This window comes from Danxiaibacter flavus, assembly GCF_041060425.1.
GTDB lineage: Bacteria > Bacteroidota > Bacteroidia > Chitinophagales > Chitinophagaceae > Danxiaibacter > Danxiaibacter flavus.
In genome coordinates this window covers 824,792-848,927 of the sequence record NZ_JAULBC010000002.1, presented here as the reverse complement: position 1 = coordinate 848,927, position 24,136 = coordinate 824,792, and the positions used below count along the sequence as shown (strand labels likewise).

General features: G+C 41.1%; 22 protein-coding genes. 11 read left to right on the top strand and 11 right to left on the bottom strand.

From position 1 onward, the window contains the following. Window positions 1–43: 43 nt before the first annotated feature. A complete protein-coding gene (locus tag QTN47_RS09095; RefSeq protein ID WP_369329040.1) occupies window positions 44–2,806 on the top strand; it encodes a putative LPS assembly protein LptD in 2,763 nt (920 codons plus the stop codon). Between the two features lie 179 nt (window positions 2,807–2,985). Here QTN47_RS09095 and rdgB read toward each other — a convergent pair whose 3' ends face one another. Next, window positions 2,986–3,573 carry an RdgB/HAM1 family non-canonical purine NTP pyrophosphatase gene (gene rdgB / locus QTN47_RS09090; RefSeq protein ID WP_369329039.1) on the bottom strand — a complete coding sequence of 196 codons (588 nt, stop codon included), beginning with the start codon at window positions 3,571–3,573 and terminating at the stop codon, window positions 2,986–2,988. Between the two features lie 141 nt (window positions 3,574–3,714). After that, window positions 3,715–4,266, bottom strand: a complete 552-nt coding sequence (locus QTN47_RS09085; protein ID WP_369329038.1) for a hypothetical protein — start codon at window positions 4,264–4,266, stop codon at window positions 3,715–3,717. Window positions 4,267–4,331: 65 nt separating this feature from the next. On the opposite strand from QTN47_RS09085, the gene QTN47_RS09080 reads away from it, so the two are divergent. The 7 genes from QTN47_RS09080 (at window position 4,332) to QTN47_RS09050 (ending at window position 10,777) form a co-directional block, all read left to right on the top strand. After that, the gene (locus QTN47_RS09080; protein ID WP_369329037.1) at window positions 4,332–5,396 is read left to right on the top strand and encodes a branched-chain amino acid aminotransferase; all 1,065 of its coding nucleotides are present in this window, start codon (window positions 4,332–4,334) and stop codon (window positions 5,394–5,396) included. A gap of 176 nt (window positions 5,397–5,572) precedes the next feature. Next, a complete protein-coding gene (gene rpsL / locus QTN47_RS09075) occupies window positions 5,573–5,953 on the top strand; it encodes a 30S ribosomal protein S12 (protein WP_217791970.1) in 381 nt (126 codons plus the stop codon). 29 nt (window positions 5,954–5,982) lie between these two features. Continuing rightward, window positions 5,983–6,450 (top strand): 30S ribosomal protein S7, encoded by a 468-nt coding sequence (rpsG, locus tag QTN47_RS09070; protein ID WP_369329036.1) that lies wholly within the window; start codon window positions 5,983–5,985, stop codon window positions 6,448–6,450. Between the two features lie 281 nt (window positions 6,451–6,731). After that, the gene (locus QTN47_RS09065) at window positions 6,732–7,304 is read left to right on the top strand and encodes a nucleotide exchange factor GrpE (protein WP_369329035.1); all 573 of its coding nucleotides are present in this window, start codon (window positions 6,732–6,734) and stop codon (window positions 7,302–7,304) included. Between the two features lie 140 nt (window positions 7,305–7,444). Further along, window positions 7,445–8,602, top strand: a complete 1,158-nt coding sequence (gene dnaJ / locus QTN47_RS09060) for a molecular chaperone DnaJ (RefSeq protein WP_369329034.1) — start codon at window positions 7,445–7,447, stop codon at window positions 8,600–8,602. A gap of 327 nt (window positions 8,603–8,929) precedes the next feature. Further along, on the top strand, window positions 8,930–9,676 hold the full coding sequence (locus QTN47_RS09055; protein WP_369329033.1) for a hypothetical protein: 747 nt from the start codon (window positions 8,930–8,932) through the stop codon (window positions 9,674–9,676). A gap of 219 nt (window positions 9,677–9,895) precedes the next feature. Next, window positions 9,896–10,777 (top strand): hypothetical protein, encoded by an 882-nt coding sequence (locus QTN47_RS09050; protein WP_369329032.1) that lies wholly within the window; start codon window positions 9,896–9,898, stop codon window positions 10,775–10,777. A gap of 108 nt (window positions 10,778–10,885) precedes the next feature. Here QTN47_RS09050 and QTN47_RS09045 read toward each other — a convergent pair whose 3' ends face one another. From QTN47_RS09045 to QTN47_RS09025, 5 genes are all read right to left on the bottom strand, one after another. Further along, window positions 10,886–12,643: a vWA domain-containing protein gene (locus QTN47_RS09045; protein WP_369329031.1), complete on the bottom strand. Its 1,758-nt coding sequence runs from the start codon at window positions 12,641–12,643 to the stop codon at window positions 10,886–10,888. 443 nt (window positions 12,644–13,086) lie between these two features. Beyond that, window positions 13,087–13,635 carry a hypoxanthine phosphoribosyltransferase gene (gene hpt / locus QTN47_RS09040; protein WP_369329030.1) on the bottom strand — a complete coding sequence of 183 codons (549 nt, stop codon included), beginning with the start codon at window positions 13,633–13,635 and terminating at the stop codon, window positions 13,087–13,089. Window positions 13,636–13,760: 125 nt separating this feature from the next. Beyond that, window positions 13,761–14,906 (bottom strand): glucosaminidase domain-containing protein, encoded by a 1,146-nt coding sequence (locus QTN47_RS09035; protein WP_369329029.1) that lies wholly within the window; start codon window positions 14,904–14,906, stop codon window positions 13,761–13,763. Window positions 14,907–15,053: 147 nt separating this feature from the next. Then, window positions 15,054–15,701, bottom strand: coding sequence for an O-methyltransferase (locus QTN47_RS09030; RefSeq protein ID WP_369329028.1), 648 nt, complete (start codon window positions 15,699–15,701; stop codon window positions 15,054–15,056). Continuing rightward, complete coding sequence (locus QTN47_RS09025; RefSeq protein WP_369329027.1) at window positions 15,698–17,212, bottom strand: sodium:solute symporter; 1,515 nt, start codon at window positions 17,210–17,212, stop codon at window positions 15,698–15,700. Before QTN47_RS09025 ends, QTN47_RS09030 begins: the two co-directional genes overlap by 4 nt. Window positions 17,213–17,575: 363 nt before the next feature. Between QTN47_RS09025 and QTN47_RS09020 the strand changes: the two genes are divergently transcribed. After that, entirely contained in the window at window positions 17,576–18,112 is a 537-nt protein-coding gene (locus tag QTN47_RS09020) for an LOG family protein (protein ID WP_369329026.1), read from the top strand. On the opposite strand, the gene QTN47_RS09015 is transcribed toward QTN47_RS09020, so the two are convergent. Together QTN47_RS09015 and QTN47_RS09010 are read right to left on the bottom strand one after the other, a co-directional pair. Beyond that, window positions 18,090–18,698, bottom strand: coding sequence for a hypothetical protein (locus QTN47_RS09015; RefSeq protein WP_369329025.1), 609 nt, complete (start codon window positions 18,696–18,698; stop codon window positions 18,090–18,092). The genes QTN47_RS09020 and QTN47_RS09015 overlap by 23 nt on opposite strands. 28 nt (window positions 18,699–18,726) lie before the next feature. After that, a complete protein-coding gene (locus QTN47_RS09010; RefSeq protein ID WP_369329024.1) occupies window positions 18,727–20,148 on the bottom strand; it encodes an FAD-binding oxidoreductase in 1,422 nt (473 codons plus the stop codon). 564 nt (window positions 20,149–20,712) lie between these two features. Between QTN47_RS09010 and QTN47_RS09005 the strand changes: the two genes are divergently transcribed. Further along, window positions 20,713–21,495 (top strand): hypothetical protein, encoded by a 783-nt coding sequence (locus QTN47_RS09005; protein WP_369329023.1) that lies wholly within the window; start codon window positions 20,713–20,715, stop codon window positions 21,493–21,495. A 330-nt stretch (window positions 21,496–21,825) separates the two neighbouring features. Here QTN47_RS09005 and QTN47_RS09000 read toward each other — a convergent pair whose 3' ends face one another. Together QTN47_RS09000 and QTN47_RS08995 are read right to left on the bottom strand one after the other, a co-directional pair. After that, window positions 21,826–22,788 (bottom strand): electron transfer flavoprotein subunit alpha/FixB family protein, encoded by a 963-nt coding sequence (locus tag QTN47_RS09000; RefSeq protein WP_369329022.1) that lies wholly within the window; start codon window positions 22,786–22,788, stop codon window positions 21,826–21,828. A 56-nt stretch (window positions 22,789–22,844) separates the two neighbouring features. Beyond that, window positions 22,845–23,588, bottom strand: coding sequence for an electron transfer flavoprotein subunit beta/FixA family protein (locus tag QTN47_RS08995; RefSeq protein WP_369329021.1), 744 nt, complete (start codon window positions 23,586–23,588; stop codon window positions 22,845–22,847). A gap of 231 nt (window positions 23,589–23,819) precedes the next feature. On the opposite strand from QTN47_RS08995, the gene QTN47_RS08990 reads away from it, so the two are divergent. Then, the gene (locus QTN47_RS08990; protein WP_369329020.1) at window positions 23,820–24,131 is read left to right on the top strand and encodes a tetratricopeptide repeat protein; all 312 of its coding nucleotides are present in this window, start codon (window positions 23,820–23,822) and stop codon (window positions 24,129–24,131) included. The last annotated feature ends 5 nt before the right edge of the window (window positions 24,132–24,136 follow it).

Genomic DNA, 24,136 nt, shown 5'->3' with positions numbered 1-24,136 from the left:
CACAAATCATTTATCCAATTACCCCTATTTTTGCCCGAACCTTATGCGCGAACGTTATAAAGTTAAATCAAAAACCATCATCTGCGGACTTGCGGTATGCCTTTGCATACTCATAACGCTCCAAAATACAGCTAAGGGTAAAAGCTATAAACGATTTTTCAAATTATTAACAGAGGAACAGGATACAACACTTCGTAAGAAGGGCGGTAAAAAGCCTCCTGCAGATACCTCTACGGTTAATAAAACGGATACAATCAATAAGACTGATACCACCAGGAAAAAGGTCGATTCCTTAGGTAATCCAATCGATAGTTTGCATGCGTCTGATACTGTTAAACAGAAGATAGACACCATTAATATGTCTAAAGATTCGTTAGATGCACCGGTAAACTATTCGGCTGAAGACTCCGGAGTGCTCGTTCTTACCAAAAAGCAATTTTATCTCTACGGTAAGGCTACTACGGATTATAAGGACATGAAGCTGGAAGCTGCCAATATCAATTTCGACCAGCCCACAAATATTATCAAAGCATATGGGGGAACAGACACCGCCAAGGGAGCACTTAATCTGCCCAAGTTTACACAAGGCGGCTCAACTTCTATCAGCGATTCCATCATCTTTAATATGAAGAGTCAGCGAGGCCTGGTAAAAAATACTTACTACCAGGAAGGCGATATGTTTGTAAAGGCGGATGTGTTGAAAAAAGTTGATAAGAATGTAGAATTTGGTTTTAGAACCCGATTTACTACCTGTAATCTCGATACGCCACACTTTGCTTTCCGCACAAGAAAAGTAAAGATCATTAATGATAAGATAGCTGTATCAGGTCCCGCGTTTCCTGAATTTGAAGGCGTGCCGATGCCTGTCGCTATTCCGTTTGGTATATTTCCTTTAAGCAGGGGAAGGCACTCAGGCTTGCTGCCGCCGCAATTCGCATCCAGTGAAGATTTTGGTCTGGGTTTGGAAGGATTAGGCTACTATAAAGTGATCAACGATAATCTTGATGTTATTACAAGGGGAAACATTTATTCTTATGGTGGATGGAGCCTTAATGTTAACCCCAAGTATTATAAAAGATATAAGTATACGGGCGCGCTTAATTTTTCAATCCAGCACACAAAGTTGCTTAACCGTTCCGGCTTGTCAAAAGATGAATTTACTACCAGCCAGAACTTCTTTATTACATGGAGCCACTCCATGGATAGCAGGGCGCGGCCGGGGACGAGTTTTTCTGCAAGTGTGAACGCAGGTAGTACGCAGTACAATAAATATGTGACCAACAACCCCATGAGGAACTTTCAGAACCAGTTGAGTTCTTCTATTACTTATGGTAAAACATGGGATCAGGGTAAATACGTGTTATCTGTTAGTGCCAACCACAACCAGAATAACAATACTAGGCTGGTTACATTAAATCTTCCAACGGTAAACTTTACTGCCAATACTATCTATCCGTTCCAAAAGAAAGAACAGGTGGGAACGCCCAAATGGTATGAGAAACTTGGTGTAGCATATAACGGAAACCTGTTAACACAAGCCTCTTTTTACGATTCACTGTTCAATTTTCAGAAAATACTTGATACCACACAGTGGGGTGCACAGCACAACATTCCTATTTCGCTGACATTACCTGCATTCGGACCATTTATCGTGTCTCCATCCATCAGCTACGGAGAGCGTTGGTATGGCCAGCAGATCAGGTTAAAATGGAACGATAAAACCAATAAGAACGACACTACCATAAGCCGGGGGTTTTATACAGCAAGAGAAACCAGTTTCGGGCTGTCTGCCAATACAAGGATCTTCGGTACTTATAACTTCCCTAAGTCAAAAGGTATTATGGCAATAAGGCATGAGGTGAAACCTTTTATAAGTGCCAACTACAAGCCGGATCTCGTTCATCAATACTTTTATGATGTTCAGATAGATACGGCAAAAAATACAAGACGGGCGTCGGTGTTCGATGGCGGTGTGATGGGTTCCTATTCTGAAGGCCAGTTTGGCGGGTTTAACTTCGGTATTGACAACCTGCTGGAAATGAAAGTTCACGATAAAAGCGATACCACTGCAAAGGCCACCAAGAAGGTGAAACTAATAGATGGGTTAGGCGTTACCGGTGGTTATAACTTTTTTGCAGACAGCCTTAAATGGTCGCCTATTGCTTTATCCTTAAGAAGTACATTATTTAATACCGTCAATATCACGGCCGGTGCAAATATTGATCCTTATGGCGTGGATAGCTTTGGCAGGAGGGTAGATAAATTGCTTTGGAAAGATGGCAAAATTGGTCGGTTCACAAATGGTAACATAGCCATCTCAACCTCATTCAAGAGCAAGTCAAAAGATGATAAAGACAAGAGCGGAGGAACCGGTATACCTGTTGATCAGACGTTAACACCCGATGAACAGATGCGTCAACTGGAGTACGTTAGGCAAAACCCGGCAGAATTTGTCGATTTTAATATTCCCTGGAACGTGCAGATGTCTTTTGCATTGAATTTTTCAAGAATACTTGCGGCAGATTATAAAAACTTTGTCACCAATACAACAGCCAACATCAGCCTTAACGGAGACTTCAGCCTGACACCTAAATGGAAGATAGGTGGGAACACCTATTTCGATTTCAAAACGGCCAAGATCCAAACACTAACAATGTTTATCACGCGTGAGATGCACTGCTGGCAAATGGCGATCAATGTAACACCCATCGGTCCTTACAAATCATTTAATATTTCCATCAATCCCAAGTCAGGCATCCTGCGCGATCTTAAGATCAATCGTTCAAGGTTCTTTTACAATCAGTAGCTTAAAGCTTAAAGCTCAAAGCCCAAAGCTTATCGTAGCGAATGATGGAAAGTTTGATTAAAATTTTCCATCATTCTGTCTAGTAAGCTCATTACGAGAATATACAATTAGTTTTAAGCTTTAGGCTTTAAGCTATTTTCTTAAACGTACAACTTACAACGTACAACCAGTTTTAAGCTTTAAGCTTTAGGCTCTAAGCTTTTCAAAAACTCCACCAATTTATCCGTCGCCTTCCTTCTATGGCTGAATACATTCTTTTCTTCCATTGTCATTTCTGCGAAGGTTTTATTGCTTCCGTCAGGAACAAAAACAGGATCATATCCAAAGCCGCCGGATCCTCGTTGAGCCTCAAGAATTTTGCCTTCGCAAATGCCTTCAAATAACTGTTCTTTCCCATCAAGGATAAGCGAGATCACGGTAATAAAACGGGCGCTCCTGTCATGCTTTTCCTGTAAATTAAAGAGCAACTTATCTATATTATGCTGAAAGTTTTTGTGTTCCCCGGCATATCGGGCGCTTTTAACACCCGGCTCGCCATTAAGTGAATACACCTCAAGGCCTGTGTCTTCGCTAAACACGTTTTCTTTCGTGAACTTATGGATCACTGAAGATTTTTCAGATGCGTTGGCTGCAATCGTGTCATGAGGTTCGGGAATATCAATATCAATACCGGCTTCTTTCATGGTAATAAGATTAAACTTATCACCAATAACATTTCTTATTTCGTCAACCTTGTGCTGGTTGTTGGTAGCAAAGATAAGTGTCATATTTAATAGCTATCAGCTGTCAGCTATGAGCTTTCAGCTTTGGTTAAAAATTAGTAAGGTTGTCAGGTTTCAGGTATCAGGTGTCAGGTGTCAGGTCTGCGGCAAATACCAGCTTTAAGCTTTAGGCTTTGGGCTTTAAGCTCAGATTCCAAACACTCGCTTCAAACTGTCCCAGAGAAATCTTTTTTCAAGTTTAGCTTCGTTGGTATTGGGAAGCATTGTTGTAAGCGAAGGCGCCACCAGGAATGTGCAGTTATCAAATTGCTGCACCTGGTAATTTGGAATTGTGAAAGGAAGCTGCATTTGCTGCATAGAAACATCAAACATAAACAATTGCTTTGGTTGCAAATGTTCCTTTACCGTTTCATATGTGCAGGGCGTTTGATTGTAATTTATAATTGCCGCATCGCTCAGATTAAGCTTGCAGGCATTTAGAATTCCACCCAGCAAATTAAGGCAGTCATCATTTATAAATACAGCTTCAGAATCATTTACCACAATGCAAATGTTTTTTTTGTTTTCTCCCAAATACCACCGTTTTCCCGGTTGAATTGCATTTTCTGCCACAGGGGTAGCCGTTTTTATCGTATCTTGCACTAATTCCTTCTGTGATGAAATCTCCACATCACTGGTTAATACAATCGCATCTTTATAAAGTTCTGCGAGGACAAATGGTGGTAATGATTGAATCATTGAATGAATATAATTAACAGTTGTTAGTTAATTTATTTGTTTTTATTTGCAGCAAATTTAGTGTTATGACCGAAGCATTAGACATTACAATCACCAAAACTGAAAGAAGTAAGTTAAAAGATCTTAGCCTGGAAAATCTTCCATTCGGTAAATACTTTACCGATCACATGCTGGAAGCAGAATACGCCGACGGCGAATGGAAATCTGTTGAAATTAAACCTTACCAGCCGTTGATGCTGGAGCCTTCGCTAGCAGCTATCCATTACGGACAGGCCATTTTTGAAGGTATTAAGGCTTATAAGGATGAGGATGGTAACGCATTTATTTTCCGTCCATTTGACAATTTCAGAAGATTCAACAGATCTGCTGAAAGAATGAACATGCCTGAAGTGCCCGAAGATATTTTTATCGAGGGGATGAGACAGCTTATTGAAATTGATCAGGATTGGATCCCCGCAGTAAAAGAACATTCTTTATACATACGCCCTTTCATGTTTTCGACTGATGCAATGCTTGGTGTAAGGCCGTCGGAGACATATAAATTTATGATCATATTGAGCCCTTCAGGGCCTTATTTTGCCGCTCCAATGAAAATTGCGGTAGAAGAACAGTACACAAGGGCAGCCCCCGGTGGTGTAGGTTTTTCAAAAAATGCAGGCAACTACGGAGGAAGTCTCAGAGCTGCGACCGATGCGAAGTTAAAAGGCTATGACCAGGTATTATGGACAGATGCATTTGAGCATAAATGGCTGCAGGAAGTGGGCATGATGAATGTGTTCTTTGTTATCAACAATGTGGCGATCACACCTTCCCTCGAAGAAGGAACTATTCTGGCTGGCGTAACACGTGACAGCGTGATCACTATCCTGAATGACATGGGCATAAAGGTGGAGGAGAGAAGGATCAGCATCGACGAAATAGTAGAAGCATACAAAAAAGGCCAGGTTCAGGAAGTATTTGGAACAGGAACTGCCGCTGTGATTGCTCCTGTAAAGGAACTAAAGTATAAAGACAATGCGATGACGTTCGATGTCACCAGCTATAAAATTGCAGATGAAGTGAAGCAACGGCTCACTGCAATCCGTGAAAGAAAAGCTGAAGACGTTCACGGATGGTTGTTTAATATATAAGATGGTTAATCTATTGATTATTAAGTCGATAGATTGTATTTATGCTATATTGCGTCACAAAAAAGAATATACTCGCGGAGAAGGTTTTCTACCTCCTCCGCAATTTTTTTCTATAATTTTTGGAATTTAAAGGTGAGGTGCATACCTTTGCCGTCCGAAAAAATAATTGGTTTAGAATGCCTACAATACAACAATTAGTAAGAAAAGGCCGCGAAATTATCAAGGCGAAAAGCAAGTCAAGAGCTTTGGATGCATGTCCTCAACGTCGTGGCGTATGTACAAGGGTTTACACTACTACACCTAAAAAGCCAAACTCAGCTCTACGTAAAGTAGCTAAAGTGCGTTTGACTAACAAAGTAGAGGTTATCGCTTATATCCCGGGTGAAGGACACAACTTGCAGGAGCACTCCATCGTTTTGATTCGTGGTGGTCGTGTGAAGGATTTACCGGGTGTTCGTTATCATATTGTGCGTGGTAGTCTTGATACTGCGGGTGTAAAAGACCGTAAGAAGAGCCGCTCTAAATATGGTACTAAAAAAGAAAAAGCCAAGAAATAATTTTAATTAGTTACAAGAATATTTGAGATATGCGTAAAGCACAAGCCAAGAAATTACCTTTAGCTCCTGATGGACGCTACAACGATAAACAGGTTACAAGATTCATCAACAACCTGATGTGGGATGGCAAAAAAAGCACAGCTATCATTACCTTTTACAATGCTTTGGATAAAGTAAGCAAAACAACTGGTGAGGATGGTTATGAAATTTGGAGAAAAGCATTATCCAACGTTACTCCGGCTGTAGAAGTACGTAGCCGTAGAATAGGTGGTGCAACCTTCCAGATTCCTACAGAAGTTCGTGCTGACAGAAAAATTTCATTAAGCATGAAATGGTTGATCCGTTACAGCCGCGAAAGAAACGGACGTACCATGGCTGACAAGCTGGCTAATGAAATTGTTGCTGCAAGCAAAGGTGAAGGTGCTGCTTTCAAAAAGAAAGAAGACACCCATCGTATGGCTGAAGCTAACAAGGCATTCTCGCACTTCAAAGTATAAACAGCATTCTAATTTTTTATACAGAAAAGTCCCGTCTCCATTGGATGACGGGATTTTTCATTGGAAAAATATATTGGAAATTTTTAATTTAGGATGGTTTTATTGAATTGCTGCATGAAAAAAGCAGCCGCAAAGAACTTTGGTCTATACCTTGTGAGAACATCTTAGCCGGTAACATTTAAGTATTCTTCGTGATCTTGGAAATGCTGGTTACTGCCAATTTTTCCTACCGGTTACCTTGGCAAAAAATTTGACCATTACATTCATTAACAAGTATAGTTATGGAAGAAAAAGAAATGCCGCAAAATAATAGAAACGGAGCAACAGAAATGACTGATTATAGTATTAATGCTGACGAAAATGCAGCAGGCACCACGCATTTAAGTGAACCTGTGACAGACGAGACTGAACTGGAAAAGACAAAAGCGGAGCTTGCTGAGCAAAAAGACAAATACCTGAGGCTGATGGCTGAGTTTGATAATTTCCGCAGAAGAACGGCGAAAGAAAAGATCGAACAGACTCAAACGGCCGGAAAAGAGGTTATTACATCTTTGCTCGATGTGCTGGATGATTGCGACCGTGCAGAGCAACAATTGCAGAAAGACAATGACATTAACCATGTAAAACAAGGCGTGTCATTGGTGTTTAATAAATTAAGAAGTGCCTTACAGTCAAAGGGCTTAAAGCCGATGGATAGTGTAAATACTCCATTTGATGTGGAGAAGCATGAGGCTATCACTGAAATTCCCGTACCCGATGAATCGCAAAAGGGAAAAGTGATTGACGAGGTACAAAAAGGATATTACCTGAATGACAAGATCATCAGGTTTGCAAAAGTAGTAGTAGGGAAGTAGTTGTAAGTTATAAGTTGTACGTTATACGTTTATCGAGGCGAACAGAAAGGCGTTTGGGTTCGAAAACTTAAAACTTATAACGCAAAACGTACAACTCCAAAATATTTATCATAAAAAGGTCTCCGGTAGGAGATAGGTGCATGAAAAGAGATTATTACGAAATTCTGGGCGTATCCAAGAGCTCGTCGGCAGATGAAATAAAAAAGGCTTACCGCAAGGTGGCCATGCAATATCACCCTGACCGTAACCCTGGTGATAAAGAAGCAGAAGAAAAATTTAAAGAAGCTGCTGAAGCTTACGAAGTACTAAGCGACAGCGACAAAAAGGCGAAATATGACCGCTACGGTCATGCTGCATTCGGTCCCGGTACCGGTGGCGGATTTAGCGGCGGCGCTAATATGGAAGATATCTTTAGCCAGTTTGGCGACATATTTGGCGACGATATTTTCGGCAGCTTTTTCGGCGGTGGCGGAAGAAGAGGTGGCGGAGGCGGAAGGTCCCGCGGTGTTAGGGGCAGCAATCTGCGCGTAAAGCTGAAATTGAATTATGAAGAAATTGCCAAAGGTGTTACCAAAAGCATCAAGGTTAAAAAGTACGTTGGTTGTAATACCTGCGGTGGAAGCGGAGCAAAAGACAAGGGAAGCGTACAAACCTGTAGCACTTGTGGAGGCAGCGGCCAGGTAAGAAAAGTAACGAGTACTTTCCTCGGACAAATGCAAACTGTTACAACCTGCCCAACATGTAATGGTGAGGGAACAACAGTAACTGCAAAATGTACTTCTTGTAAAGGAGAAGGACGTGTTTACGGTGAAGAAACAGTAACCATAGATATTCCTGCTGGTGTTCAGGAAGGAATGCAACTAAATGTGACCGGAAGAGGTAATGCAGGAGAGCGTGGCGGTATGCCTGGTGATCTGATTGTGCTGATTGAAGAAGAAGCACATAAAGAACTGCAAAGGGATGGTTTAAATGTGGCTTATGAGTTACACATTTCTTTCCCTGATGCGGCGTTTGGAACACAGGTTGAAGTACCTACCATAGATGGCAGAGCTAAAATTAAAATTCCTGCAGGCACACAAAGCGGTAAAATATTCAGGTTGAAAGGAAAAGGGTTCCCTGAAGTAAATGGTTATGCAAAAGGCGATCAGTTGATACATGTAAATGTTTGGACGCCTCAGAATGTAACGGCAGAAGAAAAGGAAATGCTTGAAAAACTAAGCAACAGCCCTAACTTCAAGCCGCAACCGGCAAAAGGCGAAAAAAGCTTTTTCGATAAGGTAAAAGAAGTCTTTAGTTAGTATATGAGCCCCGCAAATCGCGGGGTTTTTTATTTGTTGGCCAATGGCGAATTCATGTAAATAACATTGAATTTGAATTGTATAAGTTTAATCGCTGACGTGTTTACCGATTTTAATCTGAAAGGTGATGTTTACCTATTGCGTTTTAAAATACCGCGATGTATTTTGAAAGAAAAACTTTATGAACCTCTCAAAAAACTTGCTACTTGCCCTCACCTTTATTGGCGCTCTTTCTACAACCAGTTGTAAAAAATTTATAGACTGTGTAACTAAACCCGGTGAGCCCAGTCAACTGTTGCCGGCTGTAAAATAATCAGCACTACCGAAATGGTGGATTTTTATACAAATAGCATACAGGATTTTTCCAGGAAGTTACCTATTGTTAAGAAATTCTATTACAATGCAAAAGGGAATCCGGATAGTATTGTTTGGATACCTTACGGCAAAGATACTGTACCAGCTAATTATGGCGACTTTACTGTTACCTGGCATAATTCTGAAGGTCCCCATAATTTTTATTTTAGATATGATGCGCAAGACAGGTTAGTTGGAGTTTTGCCAAAAAATAGCTATGATAATACGCCGATAAACGCTTTAAATTGGACAACCTTCACTTATCCCGATGCACACACGATAAAGGATAACAAGGGCGGAACCTTTGTGTTAGACGATTCTATGCGCGTTATTTCTACGGGAAACCGCACATTTGAATATGATAGCAACGGCAATCTCCAAATCAATCCCTTCAATAATTTCGATTGGGGGAGTGTTGAAGACGTTGATGATTACTTAGGATATAAACGGCTGGCTTATACATTGGATAAAAAAACACCACGCCAGCTCAATTGGGTGTTCATGTTTCTTGATTTAGACTTCAGTAAAAATCCGTCGGAATTATTTACTGAGTTTAATGCGGACGGATACCCCCAAAGGCACGGTGGCCCTGATCATAACTATCCAATGGGTTGGCAGGATATATTGTTTTATGAACTGCCCTATACAGGCGAGTATTATGGCATGGGTGACCGGTCAATACAATACGCTTGCACAGAAACACCTCCTTCGAAGAAATAGGATTAGTACTTGCTGATAAAAAGCACTTTTGATAAACCCATCTTTCTATAAAGATGGGTTTTACTTTTTTAAGACGGGTGGATCGCAAAATTAAGTGGCGGCAAATGGGCGCTTTATTGCACTGAAATATTCCGCTTTCATTTCGACGATTTTAAGATTAAAATCTAACTGATATATTGATTTTTTAAAATGCACAATGTATTTTGAAAGAAAAACTTTATGAACCTATCAAAAAACTTGTTACTTGGCCTAACCCTTATTGCCGCTCTTTCAACCACTAGCTGTAAAAAACTTATTGACTGTATTGATCACACTCCGAAACCACCTGAAACCCCTGCATGCAGGATAGTAAGTACCACAGAACTAGTAGAGTTTGATATTTACCATCCGGGTTATGACTCTTGTCAAACAGGAGATTGCAATATTGACTACCAGGTGCAAATACCCGTTGTCAGCAAATTTTATTACAATGCAAGCGGATTGCTGGATAGCATCATCTGGAAACCTTTTAGCAAGGATACTGCCCTCTCTCTTAATATAAACGGGGGGCCACAGAATTCTTATTTTAAATATGATGGCCAAGGCAGGCTTATAGAGTATAATACAGCCAGTTCTTATCATCCTAATCAGCTGGCTCATCATACTTTCACGTATCCTGATGCGCATACAATCGTACAAACCGGCGAGTTTACGCTTCATCTTGATGATTCAGGTCGTGTTATCAACGATGGCACCAGAAACTATAAATATGATCAAAATGGTAATCTTGAATTGAATCCATGGAATGATTATACATACTCCAATGAAGACCTGGCTGATCTTGGATATGGAAGGTTGTTGACATACGACCTGACCAAAAAAAGCCCACGTCAACTTAATTCGGTTTTCATGCTAATAGACAGGGATTACAGCAAGAATGCTTCTGAAATGTTTTATGATTTCAATTCCGGTGGCTGGGCAAACTCTTTCGGAAAAAATGTATTTCCTCCGGGATGGCAGGATGTATTTATTGGTCAGCTGAATAAACTTACAGATTCTGACGGTGGAATAAGAACCATCCAATATTCATGTGACGAAGTGGCTCCGCCGTCGGCTAAATAAAAACTGAACTGTTCACTATTAGAATTAGATCGGCATCTCAATCTGCATAGAGTCAAATAAAAAAGAAAGCACTCAAACGAAACGTTGGGTGCTTTCTCTATAGTCTCTTTAAAACAATTTCTTCTTCTTTTTAGCCGTGTAAATTTTATTCGCCTTTTCAATCATCGCCACCAATTCTTTTTCTGATGTTGATTTTCTATCAACATAAAGGCTGGATAACCTCAGCAGATCGTTCCATGTGTATTCTGCATAAGGAGACTGTTTAAGCAATTGCCCAAACATTACGATCACTGTGGCGAGCTTTTCGCAGGATTTCGCGTCCGTATTATCTATCAAGGTATTGGTACACTTAAAATCCTGGTGTACAAAATATTTGGCGCGGCAGGGCTTAAACTGAAGATGTATACTTGCTACATTTTCGCTTTCATTCCATGTAGATTCGTCAACGCCATCCCATTTTGTTATTTCAAACAAAGCAACTATCGAATGTCCTGACCCTACTGTACCGCCCTCAAGGTTGCTGCTGGTATCGCTGATTGCTTCAATTTTATTATTGTAGCCAATCAGTCTGTAAGATTTTACAAGCGAAGGATTAAAGCAAACATTCATCGATGCTTCATTTGCAACCGTATATACTGTTTTGGTAAACTCTTCAATAAGCACTTTTTCTATTTCCTGGTAATTGTCGATGTATGCAAAATTGCCGTTGCCTTTTTTTGCAAGAGTTTCCAGTTTGCTGTCCTTATAATTTCCCATACCAACCCCCAGGCATGTCAGGTAAATCCCTTCCTGTCTTTTGTTAGTGATCAGCTTTTCCAGTTCATCTTCAGAGCTTTGTCCTACATTGAAGTCTCCATCGGTCGCCAGTATAACGCGGTTATTGCCATGTGCGTTATAAGATCTTTTAGCCAGGTCGTAAGCTGTTTTTATTGCAGCTTCACCAGGAGTGTCTCCATCGGCAACCAGTCCGTCAATCACATCGACAATTTTCTTTTTCTCTGCGCCCGAAGTTGGTTGAAGCTTTATACCCACATTTCCGCCATAAACAACGATCGATACGGAGTCTTTCGCCCGCAGATTTTGCACCAGCAGTTTCAGACCAGTCTGTATAAGTGGCAGGCGGTTCTCTTTATCCATAGAACCTGAAACATCAATAAGAAAAACAAAGTTGGTAGGCTCTACATTATCTGTTTTTATTTTGGGTGCCTGCAGATTGATATACAAAAGTTGTTTGTTTTCGTCCCACGGAGAGGTTGTAAGCTTGGAAGAATAGCTGAACAGAGAGTCGCTGGCGGCTTTATCGCCGGTTGCAAACTGGAAATAGTTCAACATTTCTTCAATGCGCACCGCATCTGGCGGTACTTTTTCGTTCATATTCAGAAACCTCCGGATATTGCTGTAAGAAGCCCGGTCAGTGAACAGGGCAAAACCTGTTTCGGGAAATTTATCCGCATTAACAAAGCTGTTTTCGACAAGGGTATTGTACGTTTCGTTATTGTAATAGCTTCTGTTAATGACTTGGTTGGAAAGGTTTTTTGTTTGAGATGACAGTCTGTGTGCTACCGTAACAGGTTTTAGTGGTTTTAAGGAGAATGACTGGAATTTATCAGCTTCAACCTGTTGTCTTATTTCCTCGTATTTATCAAAACGCAGAACGATTGTATCTCTCCTGGTAGAAAGCGGAATACCGAAAGTGCCGGCAGTACCAGTATAAAAAAGCATGCCTCCTTTGGAAATGAGATTGATGCGAACATTGGGCATGATCTTGCCTTCTTCGTCGTGAACCTCACCACGAAGGTAATACTGGGCTTGTAAACCGGATGAAATGAATAAACCCAGCAAAATGGCAAGCTGAATTTTTTTCAAAGTGCTCTGTTTAAGTGAACTAAAAGGCAATCAGGTTGCTGTCTATATCCGGCCTTTCGAAACGAAATATTGGCAGAGCGCTTTTCAGTAGGAAGAAGGAGATTGTAATTCTAACGCTCGGTTTTGCTGTCAAATTATACTGCAGATGATCTCTATGAAGGTTTTACAGCAACAAAAGTCAGCTCATTGTCACTCTAAATATACGATAATTTATTCGTTGAGAGCCAATTAGCAAGATTTTGGAAAAAAGATCAGGGGAAGCTTAAGGCCCAAAGCTTAAAACTTTGTATATCGAAGCGCGGGTGTATCGGGAATGCCGCGGTTTTTACAAGCGCGGTAGTTTCAATGCACAATTCATTACGTTAATAGTACAAAAAGTGCTGCTCGAAGTTTATTGCGGTAATCAAAAATGAACCTCAGTTCTAAGCTTTACGCTTTGGGCTTTAAGCTCCTTCTTCCTTCAGCCTGTAAATCTGTGGCAAATTCCTTCCTAGTCCATCGTAGTCAAGACCGTAGCCAACAACAAATTTGTCGGGAATGGAAAAACAACAATAATCAATGTCTACTGGAAATACGGTGGCTTCGGGTTTATGAAGCAAAACTGCAATTTTGAGGGATTTTGGTTGCTGGTTTTGCAGCTGAGGTAAAAACTGGGTGATGGTTTTGCCGGTATCAATAATATCCTCAAGAATGATCACATCACGGCCGGTGATATCTGTATCAAGTCCAATCGCCGTTATAACATGACCGGTTGATTTGGTGCCTTTATAAGACGCCAGCTTTATGAAACAGATTTCTGCATCTATAGGCAAATATTTAAAAAGATCAGCGGAAAACATGAAAGAGCCATTCAAAATTGCAATGAACAGTGGCCTTTTATCTTTATAATCCGCGCTGATCTGGCAGGCTATTTCACGGATCTTTTCCTGGATCACGTTTTCAGTTAAGTAGGGTTCAAAGAATTTGTCGTGTACTTGTATAAGATTAGACATTTGTGCTTTCTTTTTGGGTATAAATTTTTCCTGCTACCATCCGTTCACCAATTGTCAAAACAGATAATAACAGGAAAGATCAATGAATTTTAAGCCGGCAAACCGTTATTGGTTGCAGACTTTTATTATGATTTGGAAATTCTTTCGGCTTTAATCACTCTTGGAGCTTGCGGAGCAGCTTGTCTCAGATAGATTTTTTCGCCTGTCTCCGGTTGAGCGTTTTTGTCAATTCTATTGAAATCTGTCAGGCTTTTCAGTAATACACCTTCTTTTTGAGCTATATCCGCAAGTGTTTCGTTCAGTTCCACTATATGGAAGTCTTTGGATCCTTTCTTGCTTTTCTTTTCGAGGAAGATCAGCTGGTCTTTCTCAAGAATGTCGTTGTCAGATAATTCATTGAATTCCAGCAATTTTTTGTAGGAAATATTGTTGTTGTTAGCCAATGCAAACAACGAAGTGCCGGATTGGGCAAACATTACTTTGGCAGAATTGATCGCAAATGTGCCGGTAGGATAGGAGGGCGGCTGCACTGTTGTCTGGGCAACTTTTGCATAACGTTCTTCTCTGTTTACCGCCGGAGCACTATTTGCTGCATTTTTTTCAATTGCTTCTGCAGCCTTAGCAGTCGTTTCTTCTTTGTTAGCGGCTCCGTTTATTACAAACGGCGTTTCTTTTTTGGGCTCAGTAACCGTATTCTTTTCAGCGGCTGCAGGAGCGTTTGTACTGGTATTAGATGCCAGCATATCGCCGCCTTTTTTCATGCGCTCAAGAGCTACCAGTGAATACTGTTGTAAATTATTGCGAACGATGGTGGCAATTAAGGTTTGAGGATAATCTTTTTCAGTTGCATACCCCGCTTTCTTCAAACCTTTTGCCCAGCCTTCGTAATCTGTCGGATCCAGTTTAAAAAGAAAAGTATAATTGGGCCGGTTCTTCAGGAAATTTGAATGGTCGATGTAGGATTCTTCACCACTGTTGTAGCTTCTGAAACACTCACCTTTAGCATCATCATCGTAATTGAATGTGGCGCCGGTCCAATCGGATTTACATTTTATGCCGAAATGATTATTCGTATTTTTTACGAGCATGCTCTGCCCATATTGAGATTCCACTATTCCCTGGGCAAGCGTAATTGATGCCGGAACGCCGGTTCTCATCATTTCCCTGATGGCGAGATCGCTGTATTGATTAATGTATTCCTGTACTTTGGAACTTTGGGCGGAGGCCTGCAGACATCCTGCCATGGCAATGAGCGCAAGAAGTTTTTTCATCCGTAGATCTTTAGTTTTTAATCAAGCCGGAAGATGTTCGTTAGATAGCTGATCTTATTTTGCCGATCATTTTACTACGGTCTTCCGTGGATAATTGTTTTACTATTGGCGGATGCCACCCGCGTTGCCAGCGGGTTTATCCAGGTTTTAATTATGTTTTTTTCTTATAAGCAGCAGTCCATCTCTCATCGTAACTAAAACCTGTTCTGATCTTTCATCATCCATCACGTGCTGATTAAATGCCTGTATTGCTTTAGCGCTTTTACCTTTTACGGGCTCTTCCAGCACTTCGCCATGAAACAGCACATTATCAGCAATAATCATTCCCCTGTCACTTAAACGTGGTAAAACCAGTTCGTAGTATTGTGTATAGCTTATTTTATCGGCATCGATGAAAACCAGATCCCATTGAATATCAAGGGTTGGAATAATATCCAATGCATTGCCGACGTGCAAATGTATCTTTTTATCCAAATCCACGCGATGAAAATTTGCTTTAGCCGTGGCCGCGTCGGTCTCCCTAAGCTCTAAAGTATGGAGTTCACCGTCTTCCTGCAAGCCTTTTGCCAGGCAAATTGCGCTGTATCCTACAAATGTGCCTATTTCCAGTATATATTTCGGACGCATGATCGTACTCACCATTTCCAGGAACTTGCCCTGTACATGCGTGCTTAGCATGTGGGCATGCGCATGGCTTTGCATGGCCTCATCGTGAATTTGCTGCAAAACACGGTCGTGAGCGGTCGTAAAACGCTCCGAGTAATCGTTTAGCAAAGGACTGAACATTTCCATCATTGCTCTTTTTTAGAAATGAGGAATAAGCCTGCATAAGTGAGCAGACCGTTATAGATCAGCAATTCGTAACCAATTTTGAATTTGCCGAATATTGATTGTGAAAAAGATGAAATACTGTTTATGGTGCTTTCGTCCAGTTTTAGTTGCTTGCTATACCATTCAATGTTATTGATAAAGTCGATTCCAAGAATAAGAAGCGGCGCGAGCAGACAGATCCATATAGCTTTGCTATCATCAATCTTTCGTTTAGAAAGAATGCCAAAAAAGAACAAGCCCAATAAAGGTCCATACGTAAAGCCCGCGACTTTCAAAATAATATCAATGATAGATTTATTGTCGATCGCCTTAAACATCAAGATCAACAAAAAGAAGATAATGGCGAATGTAACGTGCACCGTTAAGCGAACCCTTTTCTTTTGTTGCTCATTCCAGTCTGTTCTTCTTTTTAATCCGATGATGTCGATACAGAAACATGATGTAAGGGCTGTTAACGCTCCGTCGGCACTCGGGAACAACGCGGATATTAACGCAATAATGAAAATGATGGATATCGCTCCGGGTACATGATTTAAAGCTATTGTCGGAAATAAGTCATCACCTTTAACGCCAATACCATTTTTCTCTGCAAACAGGTATAGCAATCCGCCGAGCAATAAGAACAGAAAGTTCACCAGCACCAGTATAAAACTGAAGGTGATCATATTTTTCTGGGAATCCTTCAGGTTCTTAACGCTGATGTTCTTTTGCATCATTTCCTGGTCAAGACCAGTCATGCCAATAGTGATAAATGCGCCGCCAATCACCTGCTTCATCCAGAATCCTGCACTGTTGGGCGTACTGTTGATCATTCTGGTGAATTGTTTTTCAGAAAGCGCATGCATACTTTCGGAAAAGGAGAAATGCATGTTATTCATTATATAAATCACACAAACGACTAAACCAAGCAGCATGAAAGTTGTTTGTAAGGTATCGGTAAAAACAATGGTTTTAACGCCGCCTTCAAAAGTGTACAGCAGTATCATTGCAAGAATAATAAAAGCTGTTACTGAAAAGGGTACATGCAGGTCGTCCAGTATAAAGATCTGCAGTACATTGATTACCAGGTACAGGCGGGCCGTAGCTCCCAGTATTCTTGAGATAATAAAAAAGAGTGCACCTGTTTTATAGGAAGTCATGCCGAACCTGTCGTGCAGATAGGTATAAATAGATGTGAGGTTCAGCCGGTAGTATAGAGGCAGCAGCACGTACGCTACTATGAAGTAGCCGATAAAATAACCGATGACCACCTGGAAATAGGTAAAGCCAGCCGGTCCTACCGTGCCTGGAACACTTACAAATGTTACACCGCTTAGCGACGTGCCGATCATGCCAAAAGCAACAAGCATCCAGTTGCTGTTGCGGTTGCCGATGAAGAATGACTCGTTATTGCTGTTACGGCTGGTGTACCACGCGACACCTAATAATATGAGAAAGTATAAAACGACGAATGTTAGTAATAATGTAGCAGACATGAAGCAAATATAAGGGGGAGGGGCGAGCTATGAGCTTTTAGGTGCCAGGTTTCAGGTATCAGGTTTCAGGTATGAGGTATAAGGTGTAAGGTGTAAGGTGTGAGGATAGATTGATGGAAGGAAAGAGCTTTGATGTCTTTTGATGAATGAATTGTGAGGCTTAAGGCGTGAAGCGGAGGGATGAGGTATAAAGCTTGAAGTACAAAACAGAAAGATAGCCAGCGCAGAATTGCGAATTTCATTCCTCACGCCTCAAACCTCAAACCTCAAGCCTGTTACCTGATACCTGACACCCCACCGCTGATAGCTGATAGCTGACAGCTGATAGCTCCGAATCACAGATATTTACAAAAAAAAGCACAGATGTATAAATCATTAGCCGTGTTCTGCGGATCAAGGAACGGAAATAGCCCTTTGTACGAACAGCATGCAAGAGAATTGGGAAGACTGATTGCAGAAAATGATGTGAGGCTGGTTTATGGTGGAGGCAATAAGGGATTGATGGGGGCAGTAGCAGACGGTGTGTTACATAATGGCGGTTACGTTATAGGTGTTATGCCTGAGATCTTAATAAGCTGGGAACAACAACATCAGAAACTTTCTGAACTACATACTGTGCCGGACATGCATACCAGGAAAAGAATGATGTATGATCTGTGTGATGCGGCTGTTGTTCTGCCTGGAGGAACGGGTACTCTTGATGAAATGTTTGAAATGATCACCTGGAATACCTTGAATATCCACGACAAAAAAATAATCCTGCTGAATTCAGCAGGATATTATAATTCTTTATTGCAACATATTAATACAATGTACCTGGAAGGATTTCTTTACAGTGATCTCCGGGAATCTATCCTGGTCTGCAATACGCCCGATGCTATTTTCGATGTCCTTTATTAAGATAAATATTGAAACCGGCCCTGATGATCGGGATGGCATGATTGTATCCATCCCGGTAGGGTGAATTCGGGTTGTCGTTTACATCAAACAACAGTGCCATGTAATAATTGGCCTGTCCTACCAGTCTCTGTGAATATCCCAAACCCAACAATACGCTGGGTGCATTTGTGGTGAACTCACTTGTTTGACCCGTATTAACATCTTTAAGATTGTAATGCATCCAGTTTTGCTCTAACTGCGCCTGCACGAATAAAAAATTCAACGGATAAGCCCGCACAAAAGGGCCAAGCCCGTAGTTAAAGCTATGTTGTGTTACGCCGTAGTTATAATCTGCGTTAAGACTAAAATAGTTCAGATTAATACCAATGCCCGCATCCAGCCAGTCGGTAACGCTATAGCCGATCTCGGGATTTGCGCCGATATTAAAACTTCCGCTTGAAAATCCTAAAGCGATACTTCCACCTAAAAACAGCCTGCTTTTATCAAATCCTTGCTCAGGCTCCTGGTAGGTTTGCGGTACCTGTTGTGAAAAAGCAAATGCTGTAACAAACAACCCCAGGGCTAAACATACCATTCTTTTTACCATAGCATAAAGTTTACACAAACTAAAAGAATTAATTAAGGTCAAATATTTTTCCGGCATTTAAAATATTGTTAGGATCGAACACCCGCTTGATTGACCGCATCAATGCCAAATTATTCTCGTTGAATACGATATCCATAAAATCTTTCTGAATCAGACCTATACCATGCTCACCGCTGATTGTACCACCCATGCTTTTTACCAGTAGGAATAATTCACGCAAAATGTTTTGCATCTCTGCATTTTTATAACTGTTAGGGATACCTTCTTTTTTAATGCGGATGTGCAAATTTCCATCGCCCGCATGTCCATAGCATACTGCATGAAAATCAAACTGCTTACCCAGTTCTTTAACGCCATGTATAAGTTTAGGTAATTCAGCTCTTGGAACTACAGCATCTTCTTCAATGGTATAGCCAACAGTTTTAACCGCTTCAGCCACGCGACGGCGAAGCTTCCACAATTCAGCCTTTTGTTGCGCGTCATCAGCAAAGAAAACGTCTTCGGCTTCAAATTGTTGCAATAGTTCAGAGATGGCTTCCATTTCCTGCATCAGCACTTCCATATTGTTACCATCAACTTCTATGATCAGATGTGCAGCTATATCGTCCGGTATGGGCACTGCGTAGCTATCAAGCATACGGCTGGTGATCTGTAAAGCATCAATTTCAATCAGCTCCAGGGCGCTTGGCGTAAAGCCGGCACGGAAGATGGCACTTACAGCTTCGCTTGCTTTCTCCAGTGACTTGAACGGAACCAGCATCAACAGATCGTATTTGGGAAAAGGAATAAGCTTAAGCACAATTTTAGTTACAATTCCTAATGTACCCTCACTTCCTACCATTAGTTGGGTAAGGTTATAGCCGGTGGAGTTTTTCAAAACATTGGCACCGGTCCAAATGATCTCGCCCGTTGGAAGAACCACTTCAAGATTCAATACATAATCCTTTACAACGCCATATTTTACAGCTTTAGGACCGCCACTGTTTTCCGCGATATTTCCACCTATAAAACAGGATCCTCTGCTGCTTGGGTCGGGAGGATAAAACAGGCCTTTGGCTTTCACTGATTCCTGTAGTACTTCCGTAATAACGCCCGGTTCGGTTGTAACCTGCAGGTTGCGTTCATCAATATCAATAATAGCGTTTAATCTTTCTGTTGAAAGTAATACACCACCTAAATGCGGAATAGCGCCACCACTTAAGCCCGTGCCCGCACCGCGCGGTGTCACCGGTACAAGATGTTCATTGCAAAGGCGCATAATATCGCTTATCTCTTGAGTAGTGCGGGGTTTAAGTACAACCTCCGGCAAAAACAAGATCCGTTCTGTTTCATCGTGGCCATAATGTTCAAGGCTTTCTTCGTCGGCAAACACATACTGTTCGCCAACAATTCCTTTGAATTGCTCCAGTAATGTTGTTGTAACCAGACCTTTTTTAGCAACCGTTTCCATTTAATTGAATGTTTGTCAGCGAAGATAAGTAAAGGTTGGAGGAGTGCGGCGTCGCAAAATGGCTGGGATAAATTGATAATTGACAGTTGAAAATTGACAATGAGGATGTGCAAATGGGTAAATATGCGAATGTGCAAATTCTACACGCGCGTCAGGTCGATCTTTCTAACATCTCGTATTCAAACCAAATCCAATTAACCAACGTCCTCAAATCGGAAATTATACTTTTAAATTTTATTGGGTCAACAAAATCCCGGAGGGATGGAATTATTATAGAATGGAGTACACACCTGTATCTAAAACCGAAGCCCGCCTGACCGGATGGGCAGGGGTTGACATTATTTTGTGTAATCCTTAATTCAATGTATGTCAGGTCGCTTTTCTGGAGATTTTGCACTCAAACCAAATCAGACATCTTCAAATCAGAAATCCGACATTTTTCATTTTCAATCGTCAATTTTCCATTCTCCATTAAAAAATGACAGGCGGTTTGTTTGAATTACGAATATTGTCGTATGTTTGTTACGAAATGATTCGTAAATAGTTTATTCAAATCGTAAAAACATGAAAAAGAGCTTCAATCTCCCCGTGTTAATAGGCATAGCTTCACTTATAACCATTGGCATTGTATCTATTGCCTGGCAAAAGAAAGAACCGGTAAAAGAAAAGAAACCCGGCTACAGCAACTATGAAGACACCACAAAAAGAAAGAAATACCTGACCAATAAAGATATGGAAGAGGTGGACAAGGCGATGGGCAACCTCAACATAAACCTGGATGATCTGGATGTTCAAATGAAAAATATAAATATGGATAGCATTAATATCCAGATAAAAAAGGCGATGGCACAGGTTGATATGCAAAAAATAAATGCAGATGTGCAGGTTGCTTTAAAGAATGCGGAAGAACAAATGAAAAAAGTTGACTGGGATAAAATGAAGGTAGATGTAGACAAAGCTATGGTAGAAGCAAAACAGGCAATAGCTCAAATTGATACCAAAGCGATCCAGGCACAAGTGCAGGCTGCGTTGAAAAATGTGCAGGATATAGAGCTAAAGAATAATATAAATATGCAGGACATTTCTGTACAGGTTAAAAAAGGTATGGAGCAGGCTAAAGTTGGCATTGAAAAAGCAAAAGCGCATGTAAAAGAATTAAAGACTTTTGTTTCGGAACTTGAAAAAGACGGTCTGATCGATACTAAAAAAGAATACAAAATTGAATGGAAAGGAGATGACCTGTATCTCAATGACAATAAGCAACCTAAAGAGGTAAGCAAGAAATATGGGAAATATAAAAACCTGTTGGATTCTATTCATATGAATGGTGACGGGGAAGAGTTTTAGGAAGATCGCTGATGCCTGATGTGACGATGTCTGATCGCTGATCTAAGGAACGCTGATTTGTTTTAGTGCAGGCAGGTTCACTGAACTGTAAAGCTTTTAAGTTATAAGCAGGCTCGATATAAGATTACATTCAAAAAGCCGTTTGAAACACTGATTCAAACGGCTTTTCTATAAATATAAATGTTGCGGAGCGTAATTATATCGTTGCATCTCAAAAATCAGACATGTCCAGATCAGACATCTTCAAATCAGAAATCAGCGGTTCTTAAATCAGCGATCAGACATCTTCATATCAGAGATCTTAAATCAGACATCAGCGATCTACAACTACTACTGTCTGATTTTCTTTATCTCCTCCGTCAATTTCGGCACAACGTCAAAAGCGTCGCCAACTATGCCATAATCCGCTGCTTTAAAAAATGGTGCTTCAGGATCTTTGTTGATTACTACGATATGTTTGCTGCGGTTTACTCCGGCAAGATGTTGAATAGCCCCGGAAATACCAATCGCTATATATAAGTTTGGTGCTATCTGGATGCCGGTTTGTCCAACATGTTCGTGATGCGGCCTCCAATGACTGTCAGCAACCGGACGGCTACACGCGGTTGCAGCATGCAATGCATGCGCAAGGTCTTCCACAATGCCCCAGTTCTCCGGTCCTTTTAAACCACGGCCACCACTTACAACAATGTCGGCTTCGGTCAACGGCACTTCACCTTTTACTTTATTCACAGCAGTAACTTTTACCCTGGAATCTTCAACTGCGATATTTAGCAGATTAACGGAGGCTGGCTTGTCGTCGCCCGCTACTGTTTTATAACTGTTAGGATTTAACGAGATCACTTTTACAGGAGACGTAATGTTAACGTTCGCAAAAGCTTTACCACTGAAAACAGATTTCTTCACAACAAATCCGGAAGATGTGTCCGGCAATGCAACTGCTCCGGTCACCAAGCCTGCTTTTAGGCTGGCGGCGACTCTCGGCGCCAGCGCCTTTCCTGTTTGATTGTGGGAGAATACAACAATTGTAGCGCCGGTTGATTGTACCGCTTCGGCTATTACCTTCGTTTGAACCTGAGCATCCAGGTGATTAAGACTATCATTATTTACCTGTTGAATAGTAGCAACGCCATATTTGCCAAGTGCACTTAAATCGTCTGTAACTGTTCCAAGCAATAAGGCTTCTGCGGGTAAACCCAGTTGTTTTGCAACTGCTGCTCCGTAACTAAGCGCTTCAAACGAAGATTTTTTTATGTGGCCATCTGAGTGATCTATGTATACTAAAACTGACATTGTTGAAATTTGAAAAAGTGAAAAAATTTGATTGTCGCTTTCCGAGAATGCGAAGTTTAGATAACCTTTGCTTCTTCGTGTAACAGTCTTACAAGTTCGGCAACATTATCAGCCGGAATTAATTTTACGCCAGCTTTGGCCGGTGGTAATTCATAACTGGCGATGGTTGTTAATGCATCCACGGCTGCAGGTTCAACTGCTTTCAATGGTTTTGTTCTTGCAGCCATAATTCCGCGCATATTGGGAATGCGTTGTTCCGCAACTCCTTTGGCACAACTTACAACAAGCGGGAGTTTAATTTCGGCAACTTCTTCGCCGCCATCAATCTCGCGTGTTACTGTAGCAACGTCACCGTTCAAATCAAATTTCGTTGCCAATGAAACGTACGGAACATCAAGTAACTCGGCAATAATTCCGCCTATGGCCGAGCCGTTATAATCAATGGTTTCTTTGCCGGTAAAGATCAGATCATATCCGCCTTGTTTTGCAATTTCTGCAATTTGGGATCCTACATAAAAACTGTCATCGCTGGTTGCGTTGATCCGGATGGCTTCATCACCACCAAGCGCCAATGCTTTGCGGATAACCGGTTCTGCATCGGCAGTGCCAACAGTAACCAGGTGTATTATAACGGAGGGATCTTTTTCTTTCAGTTCAATCGCCCTTACCAATGAGTACCATTCGTCATACGGATTAATGATCCATTGAACGCCCGCTTCTTCAAACTTTGTATTGTTATCTTTAAATGCAATTTTGGAAGTTGTATCTGGTGTCTTGCTTATACAAACCAATATTTTCATAATAGCAATTTTAATGTTCGCTAAGATAATAAAAGTTGTTTATGCAACTTTGTTTAAGGTGGGTTAATTTAAGGCTAACAAGTGAAAAGTCCCCGCCTGACCATCGGGCAGGACAAGTCAAAAGTCAAAAGTAAAAATGCCCTTCGCGAGATAGACTTAGCGTGTTCAACTAAAATCAGACATCTTCAAATCAGACATCCGCGATTCTCAAAACGTCATTACTTTTGATTTATGAACAGGATTGAACGCATACAGGAGATGCTTGCGACAAACGGCAAGGACAATTTTTTAAGACATGCACTGGCATTAGAGTATATCAAAACCGGTGAGGAAGCAAAAGCAAAGGAATTATTTATTGCAATACTCGAAGAATTTCCCGACTACATTGGATCTTACTATCACCTTGCAAAACTCCTGGAAAGAAGTGGCGAAAGAGAGCAGGCAATTGAATGGTACGAAAAGGGGATGAGCGCAGCAAAAAATGCCAAAGACCAACATGCTTATAACGAGTTGCAAAGCGCCTATGAGGATCTCGTTTATTAGTAAGA

What these genes read in the sequence shown, in the direction of transcription:
- QTN47_RS09080 (WP_369329037.1), top strand. Translation starts at nt 4,332, where the DNA reads ATGACCGAAGCATTAGACATTACAATCACCAAAACTGAAAGAAGTAAG.
- QTN47_RS09085 (WP_369329038.1), bottom strand. Translation starts at nt 4,266, where the DNA reads ATGATTCAATCATTACCACCATTTGTCCTCGCAGAACTTTATAAAGAT.
- QTN47_RS09010 (WP_369329024.1), bottom strand. Translation starts at nt 20,148, where the DNA reads ATGGAAACGGTTGCTAAAAAAGGTCTGGTTACAACAACATTACTGGAG.
- rpsL (WP_217791970.1), top strand. Translation starts at nt 5,573, where the DNA reads ATGCCTACAATACAACAATTAGTAAGAAAAGGCCGCGAAATTATCAAG.
- QTN47_RS09005 (WP_369329023.1), top strand. Translation starts at nt 20,713, where the DNA reads ATGAAAAAGAGCTTCAATCTCCCCGTGTTAATAGGCATAGCTTCACTT.
- dnaJ (WP_369329034.1), top strand. Translation starts at nt 7,445, where the DNA reads ATGAAAAGAGATTATTACGAAATTCTGGGCGTATCCAAGAGCTCGTCG.
- rdgB (WP_369329039.1), bottom strand. Translation starts at nt 3,573, where the DNA reads ATGACACTTATCTTTGCTACCAACAACCAGCACAAGGTTGACGAAATA.
- QTN47_RS09035 (WP_369329029.1), bottom strand. Translation starts at nt 14,906, where the DNA reads ATGAAAAAACTTCTTGCGCTCATTGCCATGGCAGGATGTCTGCAGGCC.
- QTN47_RS09030 (WP_369329028.1), bottom strand. Translation starts at nt 15,701, where the DNA reads ATGATGGAAATGTTCAGTCCTTTGCTAAACGATTACTCGGAGCGTTTT.
- QTN47_RS09095 (WP_369329040.1), top strand. Translation starts at nt 44, where the DNA reads ATGCGCGAACGTTATAAAGTTAAATCAAAAACCATCATCTGCGGACTT.
- QTN47_RS08990 (WP_369329020.1), top strand. Translation starts at nt 23,820, where the DNA reads ATGAACAGGATTGAACGCATACAGGAGATGCTTGCGACAAACGGCAAG.
- QTN47_RS09000 (WP_369329022.1), bottom strand. Translation starts at nt 22,788, where the DNA reads ATGTCAGTTTTAGTATACATAGATCACTCAGATGGCCACATAAAAAAA.
- QTN47_RS09065 (WP_369329035.1), top strand. Translation starts at nt 6,732, where the DNA reads ATGGAAGAAAAAGAAATGCCGCAAAATAATAGAAACGGAGCAACAGAA.
- hpt (WP_369329030.1), bottom strand. Translation starts at nt 13,635, where the DNA reads ATGTCTAATCTTATACAAGTACACGACAAATTCTTTGAACCCTACTTA.
- QTN47_RS09055 (WP_369329033.1), top strand. Translation starts at nt 8,930, where the DNA reads ATGGTGGATTTTTATACAAATAGCATACAGGATTTTTCCAGGAAGTTA.
- QTN47_RS09020 (WP_369329026.1), top strand. Translation starts at nt 17,576, where the DNA reads ATGTATAAATCATTAGCCGTGTTCTGCGGATCAAGGAACGGAAATAGC.
- rpsG (WP_369329036.1), top strand. Translation starts at nt 5,983, where the DNA reads ATGCGTAAAGCACAAGCCAAGAAATTACCTTTAGCTCCTGATGGACGC.
- QTN47_RS09050 (WP_369329032.1), top strand. Translation starts at nt 9,896, where the DNA reads ATGAACCTATCAAAAAACTTGTTACTTGGCCTAACCCTTATTGCCGCT.
- QTN47_RS09025 (WP_369329027.1), bottom strand. Translation starts at nt 17,212, where the DNA reads ATGTCTGCTACATTATTACTAACATTCGTCGTTTTATACTTTCTCATA.
- QTN47_RS09015 (WP_369329025.1), bottom strand. Translation starts at nt 18,698, where the DNA reads ATGGTAAAAAGAATGGTATGTTTAGCCCTGGGGTTGTTTGTTACAGCA.
- QTN47_RS08995 (WP_369329021.1), bottom strand. Translation starts at nt 23,588, where the DNA reads ATGAAAATATTGGTTTGTATAAGCAAGACACCAGATACAACTTCCAAA.